Origin of the sequence: Streptosporangium sp. CA-115845, from assembly GCF_050943795.1 — a bacterium.
Classification (GTDB): Bacteria; Actinomycetota; Actinomycetes; order Streptosporangiales; family Streptosporangiaceae; genus Streptosporangium.
On sequence record NZ_CP191988.1, the window covers coordinates 8,244,052 to 8,259,381 of the forward strand.

The 15,330-nt window shown below is 70.9% G+C and carries 12 protein-coding genes; 5 read left to right on the forward strand and 7 right to left on the reverse strand.

Annotation, left to right across the window (positions count from 1 at the left end; all coding sequences use genetic code 11):
- The first annotated feature begins 232 nt into the window (after positions 1-232).
- Positions 233-1,666, forward strand: coding sequence for an aldehyde dehydrogenase (locus tag ACQP0P_RS39385; protein WP_433365730.1), 1,434 nt, complete (start codon positions 233-235; stop codon positions 1,664-1,666).
- Between the two features lie 191 nt (positions 1,667-1,857).
- Here the strand turns inward: ACQP0P_RS39385 and ACQP0P_RS39390 are convergent, their stop codons facing one another.
- The 3 genes from ACQP0P_RS39390 to ACQP0P_RS39400 are packed head-to-tail and all read right to left on the reverse strand — an operon-like array spanning position 1,858 to position 5,839.
- Positions 1,858-2,994 (reverse strand): acetate/propionate family kinase, encoded by a 1,137-nt coding sequence (locus ACQP0P_RS39390; RefSeq protein ID WP_433365733.1) that lies wholly within the window; start codon positions 2,992-2,994, stop codon positions 1,858-1,860.
- Positions 2,991-5,036 (reverse strand): phosphate acetyltransferase, encoded by a 2,046-nt coding sequence (gene pta / locus ACQP0P_RS39395; protein ID WP_433365736.1) that lies wholly within the window; start codon positions 5,034-5,036, stop codon positions 2,991-2,993. The genes ACQP0P_RS39390 and pta overlap by 4 nt, the downstream gene beginning before the upstream one ends.
- Positions 5,037-5,059: 23 nt before the next feature.
- On the reverse strand, positions 5,060-5,839 hold the full coding sequence (locus tag ACQP0P_RS39400) for an alpha/beta hydrolase (protein WP_433365738.1): 780 nt from the start codon (positions 5,837-5,839) through the stop codon (positions 5,060-5,062).
- 191 nt (positions 5,840-6,030) lie between these two features.
- On the opposite strand from ACQP0P_RS39400, the gene typA reads away from it, so the two are divergent.
- Complete coding sequence (gene typA, locus ACQP0P_RS39405; protein ID WP_433365741.1) at positions 6,031-7,884, forward strand: translational GTPase TypA; 1,854 nt, start codon at positions 6,031-6,033, stop codon at positions 7,882-7,884.
- Between the two features lie 386 nt (positions 7,885-8,270).
- Positions 8,271-8,891 carry a superoxide dismutase family protein gene (locus tag ACQP0P_RS39410; protein WP_433365744.1) on the forward strand — a complete coding sequence of 207 codons (621 nt, stop codon included), beginning with the start codon at positions 8,271-8,273 and terminating at the stop codon, positions 8,889-8,891.
- A 265-nt stretch (positions 8,892-9,156) separates the two neighbouring features.
- On the opposite strand, the gene ACQP0P_RS39415 is transcribed toward ACQP0P_RS39410, so the two are convergent.
- Positions 9,157-10,305: a sensor histidine kinase gene (locus ACQP0P_RS39415; RefSeq protein WP_433365747.1), complete on the reverse strand. Its 1,149-nt coding sequence runs from the start codon at positions 10,303-10,305 to the stop codon at positions 9,157-9,159.
- A 2-nt stretch (positions 10,306-10,307) separates the two neighbouring features.
- On the reverse strand, positions 10,308-10,964 hold the full coding sequence (locus tag ACQP0P_RS39420) for a response regulator transcription factor (protein ID WP_350914853.1): 657 nt from the start codon (positions 10,962-10,964) through the stop codon (positions 10,308-10,310).
- Between the two features lie 148 nt (positions 10,965-11,112).
- On the opposite strand from ACQP0P_RS39420, the gene ACQP0P_RS39425 reads away from it, so the two are divergent.
- Complete coding sequence (locus ACQP0P_RS39425) at positions 11,113-12,546, forward strand: hypothetical protein (protein WP_433365751.1); 1,434 nt, start codon at positions 11,113-11,115, stop codon at positions 12,544-12,546.
- 77 nt (positions 12,547-12,623) lie between these two features.
- On the opposite strand, the gene ACQP0P_RS39430 is transcribed toward ACQP0P_RS39425, so the two are convergent.
- Positions 12,624-13,571 carry a polysaccharide deacetylase family protein gene (locus ACQP0P_RS39430; RefSeq protein ID WP_433365754.1) on the reverse strand — a complete coding sequence of 316 codons (948 nt, stop codon included), beginning with the start codon at positions 13,569-13,571 and terminating at the stop codon, positions 12,624-12,626.
- Positions 13,572-13,799: 228 nt separating this feature from the next.
- A complete protein-coding gene (locus tag ACQP0P_RS39435; RefSeq protein WP_433365756.1) occupies positions 13,800-14,375 on the reverse strand; it encodes a helix-turn-helix domain-containing protein in 576 nt (191 codons plus the stop codon).
- Between the two features lie 85 nt (positions 14,376-14,460).
- Between ACQP0P_RS39435 and ACQP0P_RS39440 the strand changes: the two genes are divergently transcribed.
- Positions 14,461-15,297 (forward strand): EamA family transporter, encoded by an 837-nt coding sequence (locus tag ACQP0P_RS39440; protein ID WP_433365759.1) that lies wholly within the window; start codon positions 14,461-14,463, stop codon positions 15,295-15,297.
- The last annotated feature ends 33 nt before the right edge of the window (positions 15,298-15,330 follow it).

Genomic DNA, 15,330 nt, shown 5'->3' on the forward strand with positions numbered 1-15,330 from the left:
TCCTGACGTGTCACTGGTTTAACCCTAATGAATCCTCGCACAGGGCGCCCCACCTCACCCATCCGACAAAGACTCCGGCAGAGACTTCTGCCACCCTTGCCATCAGCGACAGAACATGATTCGGTCTCAGGCAGCGGTGGGGCTTGTGGCGCCCTTCCCTGCGGATGACACTATCCAAGCAAGCATTCGCTCAAATTGTGACTCTGGCCCGCCCACCAGGAGGCAACACATCATGCGCCAGCACGACACGCTCTTCATCGGGGGCGACTGGGTGGCCCCCGCCGGGACCGGCACCATCGACGTCATCTCCCCGCACACCGAGGAGGTCGTCGGCCGGGTCCCCGACGGCACCGCCGCCGACATGGACCAGGCGGTGGCCGCCGCCCGCCAGGCGTTCGACCACGGCCCGTGGCCCCGGATGACGATGCCCGAGCGCGCCGCCGTCCTGTCCAGGCTCGCCGAGCTCTACGCGGCCCGCCAGGACGAGATGGCCGAGATCATCACGCTGGAGATGGGCTCCCCGATCACCTTCTCCCAGATGGCCCAGGCCCCGCAGCCGCTCGGCATGCTCCAGTACTACGCCGAGCTCGGCAAGACCTTCCCCGTCGAGGAGGAGCGCCCGGGCACGTTCGGCCCCGTGACCGTGCGCCGCGAGCCGGTCGGCGTGGTGGCCGCCGTGGTCCCGTGGAACGTCCCGCAGTTCGTCATCATGATCAAGCTGGCCCCCGCCCTCCTCGCGGGCTGCACGATCGTGGTCAAGCCCGCGCCGGAGACCCCGCTTGACGCCTACCCGCTGGCCGAGATGGTCAAGGAGGCCGGCATCCCCGACGGCGTCGTCAACATCGTCGCCGCCGGACGCGAGGCGGGCGAGCACCTGGTCTCCCACCCGGGCGTGGACAAGGTCGCCTTCACCGGCTCCACCGCCGCCGGGCGCCGCATCGCGGCGATCTGCGGCGAGCAGCTCAAGCGCTGCACGCTCGAACTGGGCGGCAAGTCCGCGGCGATCATCCTGGACGACTGCGACCTGCCCTCCGCGATGGGCTTCCTGTCGATCGCCTCGCTGATGAACAACGGCCAGGCCTGCATCGCCCAGACCCGCATCCTGGCCTCGCGCAACCGCTACGACGAGGTGGTGGACGCGGTCTCGGCGATGGTGCGGGGCATGCCGGTCGGCGACCCGTCCGACCCGGCGACCGGTATCGGCCCGCTGGTCGCCAAGCGGCAGCAGGAGCGGGTGGAGGGCTACATCAAGATCGGCCTCGACGAGGGGGCCAAGGCCGTCGTCGGCGGCCTCGACCGCCCCCACGACCGCGGCTGGTACGTGGCCCCGACCGTCTTCGCCGGAGCGACCAACGAGATGCGCATCGCCCGTGAGGAGATCTTCGGCCCGGTCCTGGCGGTGATCCCGTACGAGGACGAGGCCGACGCGATCCGGATCGCCAACGACAGCGACTACGGCCTGGCCGGGACGGTGTGGACCGCCGACACCGAGCACGGCATGGACGTCGCCCGCCAGGTGCGCGCCGGCACCTACGGCGTCAACCTCTACATGGTCGAGACCAGCTCGCCCTTCGGCGGTTTCAAGAGCAGCGGCCTCGGTCGTGAGCTGGGCCCCGAGGGGCTGTCGTCCTTCCTGGAGTACAAGTCGATCGCCCGCCTGGGCTGATCCGGAGCCTTCGGGGGTGCCCGTAAGCCGTACGGGCACCCCCCTCCGGACGTACGGCCCAGCACGCCCCCGCGACCCTGGGCAACCGCCTGACCACCCGAAATGTGTCCCACGGCCGTCGTCGAACGACGGTCCGTGTCCCCTGGACCACTCCCGGCGGATTTCACACGTCCACCATGGGTAGACGTGTCTTATCTCCCGTTGGTTCGCGAAACCACCAGCAGAGTTTGCCTGGCGATCTCGAACTCCTCGTCCGTGGGAATCACCGCGACCCTCACCCCGCCCCCGTCCGGGGAGATGATCGTGCCGCCCCGCACGTTGCGCGCCGGGTCCACGGTGATGCCAAGCGCCCCGAGACCGGCCAGCGACCGCTCCCTGACCAGCGCGGAGTTCTCCCCCACCCCTCCGGTGAAGGCGATGACGTCGACGGTGCCGAGGACCGCGTAGTAGGCGCCGACGTACTTGCGGAGCCGGTGACAGTAGACCGACACGGCCAGCTCGGCGTCCGGGTCGCCCTCGCTCACCCGCTCCGCCACCGCGCGCATGTCGTTGTCACCACAGAGGCCGAGCATCCCGCTGTGGCGGTTGAGCAGCACGTCGATCTCGTCGAGGGACATGCCTCCGGCACGCGCCAGGTAGAGGACGACCGCCGGGTCCAGGTCGCCGCTGCGGGTGCCCATGACGAGGCCCTCCAGCGGGGTCATGCCCATGGACGTGTCCACGCACCGCCCCGCGGACACCGCCGAGGCGCTGGCCCCGTTGCCGAGGTGCAGGACGATCACGTTGGCCTCCGGCCGGTCCGCGAGGAGCGCGGCCTGGCGGGAGACGTACGCGTGTGAGGTGCCGTGGAAGCCGTAGCGCCGCACCCCCAGCCGCTCGGCCACCACCCGGTCGATCGCGTACGTCGAGGCGGCCGGGGGGATCGTCGCGTGGAAGGCGGTGTCGAAGACGGCCACCTGCGGCAGATCGGGGCGGAGCCGCCGCGCCACCTCGATGCCCATCAGGTTGGCGGGATTGTGCAGGGGTGCGAGCGGGATGAGCTCCTCGATCTTCCTGACCACCTCGTCGGTGATCAGTGTGGGCTCGGCGAAGGTCGTGCCGCCGTGCACCACCCGGTGCCCGATCGCGACGAGCTCGGGAGAGTCGAGCCCCAGCCCTTCGGCGGCGAGCAGGTCGGCGACCACCTTCAGGGCCGCCCGGTGGTCGGGCACCGGGGAGCCGAGTTCGCCGATCCGCTCCACCACTCCCGAGGCCAGGTGCTCGGCGCCGCTCAGCAGCCGGTACTTCACCGAGGACGACCCGGAGTTGAGGACCAGCACCCGGCTCACAGCGTGACCTCCTGTGCCTGGATGGCGGTGATGGCGACGGTGCTCACGATGTCGTCGACCAGGGCGCCGCGTGACAGGTCGTTGACCGGCCGGCGCAGTCCCTGCAGAACCGGCCCGACCGCGACGGCCCCGGCCGAGCGCTGCACCGCCTTGTAGGTGTTGTTGCCGGTGTTCAGGTCCGGGAAGATCAGCACGGTCGCCCGGCCCGCTACCCGTGACCCGGGCAGCTTGGCCGCGGCGACGCGGGCGTCCACCGCCGCGTCGTACTGGATGGGCCCCTCGACCAGCAGGTCCGGCGCGCGCTCGGCGACCAGGGCGGTGGCGGCGCGGACCTTGTCGACGTCGGCGCCGCTGCCCGACTCGCCGGTGGAGTAGGACAGCATCGCGACCCTCGGCTCGACGCCGAAGCGCTCCGCGGTACGGGCCGAGGAGATCGCGATGTCGGCGAGTTGCTCGGCGTCCGGGTCGGGGTTGATCGCGCAGTCGCCGTAGACGAGCACCCGATCGGCCAGGCACATGAAGAACACCGAGGAGACGATCGAGGTGCCGGGGACCGTCCTGACGATCTGGAAGGCGGGCAGGATCGTCGCGGCCGTGGTGTGCGCGGCCCCGGAGACCATGCCGTGCACGAGGCCCCGGTACAGCATCATCGTGCCGAAGAAGTTGACGTCGGCGACCACCTCCACGGCCCGCTCGAAGGTGACGCCCTTGTGCGCCCGCAACCCGGTGTACTCCTGGGCGAACGACTCGCGCAGCGGCGAGGTCAGCGGATCGACGACGGTCACGCCCGACAGGTCGAGGCCGAGGTCGACGATCCGCCGCCGTACCACGTCCTCCCTGCCCAGCAGGGTGATGTCGACGATGCCGCGCCGCAGCAGGATGTCCGCCGCCCGCAGGATGCGGTCCTCCTCGCCCTCGGGCAGCACGATGTGCCGCCGGTCGGCCCGCGCCCGCTCCAGCAGGGTGTGCTCGAACATCATCGGGGTCACCCGCTTCGAGCGGGTCAGCTCGATCCGGTCGGCCAGGGCGGCGGCGTCCACGTGTGCCTCGAAGTGGCCCAGCGCCGTCTCGATCTTGCGGGGGTTGTCCGCGGTGAGCCGTCCCTCCAGGCCCGCCAGGACGGTCGCCACCTCGAAACTGCCCCCGTCTGCCGCGAGCACCGGCATGCTGGGCGCCAGGCGGGCTGTGAGCGCCTGTACGGCCGCCGTGGGCCGCTCCCCCACGGTGAGCACGACCCCGGCCGGTCTCACCGTACCGGCCGCCTCGGCGGCCAGCGAGACCAGCAGCAGGTCCGCGCGGTCGCCCGGTGCGATCACCAGCGCGCCGTCGGCCAGGTGCTCCAGGAACACCGGGAGCGTCGCACCGCCGAACACGAATCCGAACACGTCGCGGAGCAGGCCGTCCTCGTCGCCCTGGATCGGCTCCGCCGCCACCGCCCGCATGACCTGCCCGACGGTCGGCGCCGACAGCGACGGCCGCTCGGGGATGGCGTAGCAGGGGACCGGGAGCTCACAGTCGACGACCGTGCCCTCGGGCACCCGATTGGCGATCACCGCGAGCACGGTGCAGCCCAGGTCGGAGAAGACCTGGTAGCCGGTGCGCATCTCGGCCGCGATCTCCTCGGCGGCGTCACCGTGCGCGCCCACCACCACGATCACCGGGGCGCCGAACTCGGCGGCCAGGCGGGCGTTGAAACCCAGCTCGCGCGGCAGGTCGTCGGTGTCGAAGTAGCTGCCGAGCACCAGCAGCGCGTCACACTCCCGCTCCAGCGTGTGGAAGCGGGCGACCAGCCGGCCGACGAGCTCCTCGACGCCCCGCTCCGCGTAGATCTCCGCGGCCTCCTCGGCGCTCACCCCCGTCACCGCGGCGGCGGGGCGGTACCTGCTCCTGAGCAGTTCCAGGATGCGGTCCTCGCCGCTCCCGGTGATCGGCCGGAACACCCCCGTGCGACCGGCCCTCCGGGTGAGCAGCTCCATCAGGCCGAGTTCGACGATCTGCCTGCCGTCTCCCCGCCCGAGACCCGCCACATAGATGCTCCGCATACGCTCCCCCGCACCGTCGACCTTTAACAGGAGTAAACACCCTCCGTAGGAGGAAAACGGGCGACGGCCCACCCACCGATGCGGCGGACCAGCTCCGGGGTGGCCGCCGACTCCGCGTGGCCGTACCCGGGCTCGACCCACAGCTCCTTCGGCTCGCTCGCGTACCCGTAGATCTGGTACGCGTGGTCGAGGGGGAAGAACGGGTCCGCGTCCCCGTGCACGACGAGCAGCGGCGCCGGTGAGATCTTCGCGGCCGCCGCGTACGGCGCCAGCGGCAACGGGTCCCACACGCCCCTCATGATCCGGGTGTTCTTGCCCAGCCGGGTGAACAGCCGCCCGACCGGCCTCTCGATCGCCCAGTGCACCTGGCGCATCGGCCGGGTCCCCCGGTAGTACCACCGCGCCGGCGCGCTCACCGACACCACCGCGTCCACCCCGCCGAGCACCCCCGCGTGCCGCAGGGCCACCGCCCCGCCCAGCGAGAACCCGACGGTCACCACCCTGTGGTAGCCGATCGCCCGCGCGTGCCGCACCGCCGCGTCCAGGTCGAGGATCTCCAGGTCGCCCACCGTCGACAGTCCCCCCGAGCGGCCGTGCCCCCGGAAGTCGAACGCCACCACCCCGCCGAACCCGCTGAGCACGTGGGCGATGCGGCGGGTGGCGCGTTCCCGGTGCGATCCGGTGAAGCCGTGGGCCAGCACGATCCCGAGGCCGGCCGCCCCGCGCGGCGGGGTGTGCGCGGCATCGATCCGCAGATTGTCCCGGGTCATGAGCATCACGGGGAACGACGGTGCGTAGGGCATGGATCCGAGCTTAGGGATCGCCTGTCCCGCAGCCGGTCGCGACCGGCCTCATCCGGCGCGAACAGGGGGCTCGGAGCGTGAATTGCCGTACTTCATCTGTCAGAGGCGTGAGAGCGATTGTCCGGATCAACTAAAATGGGAGAGCCGCAGGTTCCGCGGCCGCCTCCACGATCACAGAGTGAGACTCCATCATGCCTTTGAACAGCCGCGACGACCTGCGGAACATCGCGATCATCGCGCACGTCGACCACGGCAAGACCACTCTCGTGGATGCCATGCTCTGGCAGTCGGGCGCATTCCGCGTCAACCAGGACGTGGACGACCGTGTCATGGACTCCAACGACCTCGAACGCGAGAAGGGCATCACCATTCTCGCGAAGAACACCGCGGTCAAGCACGGCGGTATGACGCTCAACATCATCGACACCCCCGGCCACGCCGACTTCGGCGGTGAGGTCGAGCGGGGTCTGTCCATGGTGGACGGTGTGGTGCTGCTGGTCGACGCCTCCGAGGGCCCGCTGCCGCAGACCCGGTTCGTGCTGCGCAAGGCCTTCGCCGCCAAGATGCCGGTCATCCTGTGCATCAACAAGGTCGACCGCCCCGACGCCCGGATCAAGGAGGTCGTGGACGAGGTCTACGAGCTCTTCATCGACCTGGACGCCACCGAGGAGCAGATCGACTTCCCGATCGTCTACGCCTCGGCCAAGGCCCGCCGCGCCTCGCTGAACCGTCCCGAGGACGGGAGCATGCCGGACTCCGAGGACCTGGAGCCGCTGTTCGAGGTCATCAAGAACACCATCCCGGCGCCGACGTACGACCCGACGGCCCCGCTGCAGGCGCACGTCACCAACCTCGACGCCTCCTCCTACCTGGGCCGGATCGCGCTCTGCCGGGTCCACCAGGGCACCATCAAGAAGGGCCAGCAGGTCGCCTGGTGCCGCACCGACGGCACCATCCAGCGGGTGAAGATCACCGAGCTGCTGATGACCGACGCGCTGGAGCGCAAGCCCGCCGAGGAGGCCGGTCCCGGCGACATCATCGCGATCGCCGGCATCCCGGACATCATGATCGGCGAGACCCTCGCCGACCCCGACGACCCGCGCCCGCTGCCCCTCATCACGGTCGACGAGCCCGCGATCTCCATGACCATCGGCACCAACACCTCGCCGCTGGTCGGCAGGGTCAAAGGCTCCAAGGTCACCGCCCGCATGGTCAAGGACCGGCTGGACAAGGAACTCGTCGGCAACGTGTCGCTGCGCGTCCTGCCCACCGAGCGTCCCGACGCCTGGGAGGTTCAGGGGCGTGGCGAGCTGGCGCTGGCCATCCTGGTCGAGCAGATGCGCCGCGAGGGCTACGAGCTGACCGTCGGCAAGCCGCAGGTGGTCACCAAGATCATCGACGGCAAGGTCCACGAGCCGGTCGAGCGGGTGACCATCGACTGCCCGGAGGAGTACCTCGGGGCGATCACCCAGCTGCTGGCCGTCCGCAAGGGCCGCATGGAGCACATGACCAACCACGGCACCGGCTGGATCCGGATGGAGTTCGTGGTCCCGGCCCGCGGCCTGATCGGCTTCCGCACCGAGTTCCTGACCGAGACCCGTGGCACCGGCATCGTGAACCACGTGTTCGAGAACTACGAGCCGTGGTTCGGTGAGCTGCGCACCCGCAGCAACGGCTCGCTGGTGGCCGACCGGCCGGGCCCGGTGACCCCGTTCGCCATGCTGAACCTGCAGGAGCGCGGCGTGCTGTTCGTCCAGCCGACCACCGAGGTCTACGAGGGCATGATCATCGGTGAGAACTCGCGCTCCGACGACATGGATGTGAACATCACCAAGGAGAAGAAGCTCACCAACATGCGCTCCTCGACGAGCGACACGACGGAGACGCTGATCCCGCCGCGCCAGCTCTCGCTGGAGCAGGCGCTGGAGTTCATCCGCGAGGACGAGTGCGTGGAGATCACGCCGGAGAACGTGCGCATCCGCAAGGTCGTCCTCGACGCCTCGACCCGCGCCAGGACCACCGCCCGCGCCAAGCGCGCCAACTGATCGCACCGGCCCTGCCCGGCCCGCGTCACCACGCGGGCCGGGCCTGGCCGGGGCCTGCGGCACCGTCACCCGCCGCCCTCCCGGTCCGGTGACAGCCGCACAGGCGGCGCGCCGAGCTCGGTTCCAGGAACAGCGAGGCTCCGAAACCCCGCCAATCCGGCGCGGGCCGCGTGCTTGCCGGTATCCGTTGAGCACGGCGCTCCGGGGCGGTCATGAGCAAGCGATGCCCGATGCTCGACGACCGGGTGTCAGGGGCTCCGGTAAGGCTGAACCCGCAGGAGTGCGGCGTGGTGACGCGGGTGCCCGCCCTTCCTGGGATATGAACCTGTGCTGGGGCTGCTCCCCTCCACAGCGGGGGAGCCCGGGAACCGTACGGGGGATCTCTCATGTTTCGCAGGACCTGTCTCGTGCTGGCCGTCGCGCTCGGCGCGCCGGTGGCCGGCACCGGCGCGGCCGCCCAGGCGACCGCACACGTACCGCGACGGCCCTGGCCGTCGGCCGAGGCCGTCATCAAGGACACGGCCGGAAAGAACGTCGGCTTTCTGAGCATCGACCACAGGCTGTACAACAAGTCCAGGCTCACGGTCACCGTCAGCGGCCTGAAGGCCGGCTATCACGGCTTCCACATCCACACCAGGGGCGTCTGCGATCCCAAGGCGGTCGACCCGGTCACCGGCAGCCCCTTCTCCAGCGCGGGCGCGCACTTCACCATCCACCCGGCCAGGCACGGCGAGCACTCCGGCGACCTGCCCAACCTCCTCGTCACCAAGGACGGCACCGGCGAGACCACGGTCGTGACCGACCGCTTCCGGGTGGGCCAGCTCTTCGACTCCGACGGCAGCTCCATCGTCATCCACACGCTGCCCGACAACCACGCCAACATCCCCGACCGCTACCGCCCCGCCGATCCCGGCGACCCGGCCGGCGGCAGCGGCCCGGACGCGGAGACCCTCAAGGCGGGAGACTCCGGCGGACGCGTCGCCTGCGGCGTGATCACCAGGAACTAGGAGCCGCTGCCCGCCGCGTTGCCGCCGGTCGCCACGGCGGGATCCGCGCGACAGGCTGCAGTGGCTTCCAACCGTCCTCCAAGATCGGCCAGGCAGGATCTCCCCATGGAAAGGGGAATCATCGCCATGCAGGTCATGACCGGCCGGATACATCTGGCCCTGCTGCTCGCGTGGGTGGCCTTCACCGCGCTCGTACTACTGCTCACCTGAGAGCACGCCCGGTACGGCCTCCGCCCGGGGGGGGACGGAGGCCGTACCGGATCCGTCAGGGGCTCTCGTACGGCAGCTCGACGGTGATCGTCAGGCCGCCCTCCTCCCTGGAGCCGGCGATCACGACGCCGCCGTGCGCCTCGGCGACGACCCGGACTATCGACAGTCCAAGACCGCTGCCGCGATCGGAGCGCAGCCGGTCGCCGTGCAGCCGCCGGAACGGCTCGAAGATCGTCTCGATCTCGTAGTGCGGTACGGGCAGCCCGGTGTTCGCCACCACCAGCTCCACCCGGTCGGCGCGCTGCCGGGTGGTCACCCACACCTGGCCGCCATCGTGGTTGTGCCGGATCGCGTTCTCCACGAGGTTCTGCACGAGCCTCTCGACCAGCACCGGCTCACCGGCGGTCTGCGCGGGGTCCAGCAGCCGGTGGATGGTCACCCCGCGCTCTCCCGCCTCCTTGCCCGCCAGGTCGAGCACATGCTCGACCACGTCGGTCAGGTCGAAGGGACGGCGGTCGAGAACCGCCTGCTCGCCCTCGGCCAGGGCGAGCAGGCCGTCGATCAGCCGCTCGTGGCGGGCGTTGACCAGCAGCAGGGACTCGCCGAGCCGCTTGACATCCTCGGTCGCGTCGGACCGCCTGACCGCCACGTCCACCAGGGTGCGGTTGATGGTGAGCGGGGTGCGCAGCTCGTGGGAGGCGTTGGCGACGAAGCGCCGCTGGCCGTCGAAGGAGCGGGCCAGGCGGCCGACAATGGTGTCGACGATGTCGACGAGCTCCTTGACCTCGTCGTCCCGCCCGGCATAGGTGATGCACCCGGTGAGATCATGGCTCTGGGCGATGTACCGCGCGCTCGCGGTGACCTCCCTGACGGGGCGGAGCGCCCAGCCCGCGGCCCGCCGGCCGGCCGCCGTCGCGATCCCGGCGGCCACGAGCACCGCGAGGCCGCCCACGGTGAAGACGTTGTTGATCGTGTCGGCCTGGTAGACGCGCCTTACCTGCGCGACCCGCTGCTCCGCCACCCGGTACTCGGGATGCTCCGGCCTGTAGTAGAAACCCGCGACCCGGATGTGCTGGGGATGCCGCAACCCGTCGCGGGGCTCCAGGCTCTGCCGTACCAGGAAGGCGAGTCCCGCGACCAGAACGACGCCGATGTAGAGGACCACCGTGCCGCAGACAACGGCGAACCGGAAACGAACGCTCATCCTCATGGAATGCGGTATCCCACTCCCGTGACGGTCTCGATGACCGGCGGGTCGCCGATCTTCCGGCGTAACTTCATCATCGTCGTCCTCACCGTGTTGGTGAACGGGTCGGTGTGCTCGTCCCACACCTTCTCCAGGAGCGTCTCGCTGGAGACCACCGCCCCGTCGGCGCGGAGCAGCTCGGCCAGCACACCGAACTCCTTGCGTGCGAGCGGCACGTAGCGGCCGTCGCGGAACACCTGCCGGTGCGCCCGGTCCAGGCTGATGCCGGCCCGCACCAGCATCGGCGGGTCGGCGGGGCGCACCCGGCGGCCCAGCGCGTGGACGCGGGCCGTCAGCTCCTCGAAGGCGAACGGCTTGGGCAGGTAGTCGTCGGCCCCCAGGGACAGTCCCGCCACCCGGCAGCGCACGTCACCCGCCGCGGTGAGCATGATGATCCGCACCAGGCCGCCCTCGGCGACCACGGCCCTGCACACGTCGTCGCCGTGCAGGCCCGGCAGGTCCCGGTCCAGGACGAGCACGTCGTAGTCGTGGATCCGCAGCCGTTCCAGCGCCGCCTCCCCGTCGTAGGCGACGTCGACGGCGAGCGCCTCCCCACGCAGCCCCTCCGCGATCGAGTCGGCGAGCATCCGCTCGTCCTCGACGACCAATACCCGCAAGACGCCTCCCCCGGCTCCGAACCGCGCCAGCGTGCCACAGGCGGCATAACGCGGGCATAACCGATTTCGGTGACGGCAAGGTTATCGGCCGATCGCTGGACTGCTCCCACCATGCCGGGAATCCCCGGCCTCAAACGGGGGACCATCCATGCTCACCTCACCCGGCGGCGTCACGACCATGCCCGCCGCGCCCGGCCGGAACGGGCCGCGCGACCGGCTCCTCGGCGGTCACCTGCCGTTCACCGTCGCGATCATGCTGGCGGCGGGGCTCCGCGGCCTCGTCATGCTCGGCTACGACACCGCCCAGCTCTACTGGTACGACTCCTTCACCTATCTGAACACCGCGGTCCATCTGGAGCCCTCCGGCGCGTTCCATCCGGCCGGGTACCCCTTCCTGCTCCGGCTGCTGCTGCCCTTCCACAGCGTCCAGCTCATCGCGGGCCTCCAGCACCTGATGGGCCTCGGCACGGCCCTGATGATCTATCTGGTGCTGCGCCGCCACGCACTCCCCGGGTGGGGGGCGGCCCTGGCCACCCTGCCGATCCTGTTCAACCCCGCGTTCCTGCGGCTCGAACACGCGGTGCTCTCCGACACCCAGCTCATCTTCCTCATCACCGCCGCCCTGACGGTTCTGATGTGGCGGGCCAGGCCGTCGGCGCGGGCCGCCGCCGTGGCGGGCCTGCTGCTGGCACTGGCCGGGCTCACCCGCACTGTCGCGGTGCCGCTGCTCGGCCTGGTCCTGCTCCACCTGCTCCTGCGGCGGGCCGGCTGGAGGCGGGTGGTCGCGCTGGCCGTCGCCGGGACGCTGCCGCTCGCCGCCTACGCGGGCTGGTATCAGCAGCATCACGGGCGGTTCGCGCTCAGCGGCTCCGACGGTGTGGCGCTGTGGGCGCGCACGATGACGTTCGCCGACTGCTCGGTGATCAGGCCACCGGCCCGGGAGGCGGTGCTCTGCCCGAACGGCACGGTGGTCGACGCCGCGTCCGAGTACGTCTGGGCCGCCGACGCCTCGCTCAACAGGTTGCCTGGAGGCCGGTTCGCCCACAACGACCTGGCCAGGTCCTTCGCGCTGCGCGCCATCGCCGCGCAGCCGCTCGACTATCTCCGCGAGGTCGCCCGCGACACCTCGCTCACCTTCGCGGCGACCCCGGTGCGCCACCCCCTGCGGGTCTCCCCCGCCCTGACGTTCCCCGTCGGTTCCTGGCAGCTGCCCGCCTTCCCGCTGATCGACCAGGTACGCCGGGAGTACGACGGCGACATCCGGGGGATGTCGTCGGTCGAGCCCTACGGGAGCCTCCTGGGCGCCTACTCCTACCCCGGGGTCCTGCACGGCCCGCTGCTCGGCGCGCTCCTGTTGCTGGGCGGCCTCGGAGCCGTCGGGCGGCGGCGCCCGGCCCTGCTGCCGTGGGCGGCGGCCGTCTTCCTGCTCGTCGCCCCGATCGCCGCACTGGACTTCGACCACCGATACGTGCTGCCGTCGATCCCGATGGCCTGCCTCGCCGCGGCCCTGGCCGCGACGGGCCTCAGCCACCGAGCTCGTGCCTGCGTCGCAGCAGGGCGGCGTGGTCGGCGCGGGCCCTGAGCAGGAACGCCACCTCAACCGGAACAGTCGGGAGACGGGCGCGGGAGGTTCACGCTCCACCGGGCCCCCACCAGATCTCAGAAGCCGCTGTCGACGGGGTACTTCCTGCCCGACAGCAGGCGCCTCCTCCCGTACAGCTCGGAGAGCGTGACCAGCCGGTAGCCCTTGGCGGCGAAATGGTGCAGCAGCCGCGGAACGGCCTGGACGGTGGAGGGATGGATGTCGTGCATCAGCACGATGGAGCCCGGTGTCGCCTCGGCCGCGCGGCGGGCGACGAGCGAGGAGTCCCTGTCGCGCCAGTCGAGCGTGTCGACGTCCCACAGGATCTGGGCGAGCCCCAGGTGGCGGCTCTCCGCGGCGACCCGGGCATCGGTCGCCCCGTACGGCGGGCGCATGAGGTCCATCGTCACCCCCGTCGCGCGCTTGACGATCCACTGGGTACGGTTCAGCTGCTCTCTGATGCCGGCCTCCGACAGCCCAGGCAGCTCCGGGTGGCTCCAGCTGTGGTTGCCCAGCTCGTGCCCCTCGGCCACCATCCTGCGGAGGATCCGCTCGCCGTCCCCGGGCACCATCTGCCCGACGACGAAGAATGTCGCCCTGCCCTGGTGCCTGGCGAGCATGTCGAGCAGGGCATTGGTGTAGGCCCCCGGACCGTCGTCGAAGGTCAGCGCCACGCATCTGACCCGCTCGCAGTTGATCCTGCGTGCCGGACGCGGAACGGGGAAGTTTCCCACCGGCCAGTCCGGCCGGGCCTCGGCCCTCCTCGCGCCCGCCGTCCCCGAGGCGGTCGCCGAGGGCACGCCGGCGGCGGGGGCACCGGCGGGCGCGGTACGTCCCGGGGGTCCGGTCGGCCCGGCGGGCACGATGGGCACGATGGGGGCGGTCGGCTCGTTCGGCCCGATCGGCGTGGCCCGCCCGGTGGGCGCGCCGGTCACGGTAGGCGAGGGAGCGCCTGTCGTGGTGATCGGAGAAGCGCACCCAGCCACCGCGAACAGCAGGGCCATCGACACCATCCGTACCCGCATGCTTCCCCCCGAAAGCAACGCGGGGACGGCGAGCGGCCCCCGGCCACGTCCCCCGCAAGGTCATAGCCGGGTCTTCCCCCAGGATGGGACATAGACTGCCGATTGGCCCGTACCGACGCGCCACTTCGACGCCACATTGAATGAGATGCGCACCCGGGGGCGACGTCTCATCCGATGAGATCAGTTAGCGCCTTAAAGGGGCTCCTTCCGGCGAACATCTCATATCGGTCAGCGATCCGGCGTCTCGCGGGGCTCGGTCACGACCATCACGAACCGCAGCGGGACCTCCCCCTCGTTGGCGTACCGGTGCGGGCGGTCGGCGCTGAACACGACCGCGTCACCCTCCTCGGCGATATGGCTCCTGCCGTACACCGAGAGGGTGAGCCGCCCTTCCAGCACGGCCAGCATCTCGCGCGTGCCCGGCGGGTGGGCGTCGCCGTCGTGGTGGTCGCCGGGGGCCAGTCGCCAGTCCCACAGCTCCAGGATGGCGGGCGCGTCGGTGCCGACCAGCAGGCGCGCGGTGCCGGAGTCACCGTGCGGGAAGGTGACCATGTCCGTGCTGTGGACGATCCGGACCACGGGCGTGTCGGAGACCTCCACCATCCGCGCGACGGTCACCCCGAGCGCGTCGGCGATGCGGGTGAGCGTGGTGATGCTCGGGTTGGTCCTGCCCTGCTCGACCTGGACCAGCATGCCCCGGCTCACCCCGGAGCGCGCGGCGAGCTCGTCGAGGGTCATCTGCCGGTGCGCCCGCTGGGCCCGCACGTTGTTGGCGACCGCGGCGGTGATCGTTTCTGGGTCCATAAGTTCAGTCTAGTTAACTTGTTTTACACTCCATTGCACTCCATATATTGTACTAGGAGTACATTCCATTGAACTGAGGTGACGTGTGACCGCTGTGGTGCTGGCGACGGCCTGCGCGATGGTTTACGGCACCGCGGACTTCCTGGGCGGCCTGGCCACCCGCCGGTCGCGGGTGCTCGCCGTGGTGGTTCTCTCCCAGATCGCCGGGCTGGCCGTGGCCATCGCGCTGCTGCCGATCCTGCCGGGAACCCCCGCGCCCGTGACGCTGGCCTGGGGCGCGGCCTCCGGGCTCTGCGGCGCGGCGGCGGTGGTGCTGTTCTACCGGGCACTGGCCACCGGCGTGATGTCGGTGGTGGCGCCGATCACCGCGACCGTCTCGGCGGTGCTGCCCGTGCTGTTCGGGCTGGCCGTCGGGGAGCGCCCCGAGCCGATGGCGCTGGTGGGCGTGGTCCTCGCGTTGCTGGCGGTGCTACTGGTGAGCCGCGACTCCTCCGGCGGGAAAGGCGGCAGCGGGTACGGCCCGATCCTGGCCTCACTCGCCGCGGGCGCGGGTTTCGGCGGCTTCTTCATCCTGCTCGCCCAGGCCCCGGCGGAAGGCGGCGTGTGGCCTCTGGTCGGGGCGCGCCTGGCCTCGGTCACTCTCATCGCCCTGCTGGCCCTGGCCACCGGCCGCAGCCTGCGTCCCGGGCCGGGCACGCTACGCGTCATCATCGCGGCCGGGACGCTCGACATGGTCGCCAACGTGCTCTTCATGCTCGCCCAGCAGCGCGGGCTGCTGAGCCTCGTCGGCGTCCTGGTCTCGCTCTACCCGGCGAGCACGCTGCTGCTGGCCCGTCAGGTGCTGGGGGAACGGCTCAATACCGTGCAGACCGTGGGCATCGGCTTCACGCTCGCCGCGGTCGCGCTGATCGCATCCGGCTGACCCGTCCGCCCTGTCAACGACTCAGGCCCCCGG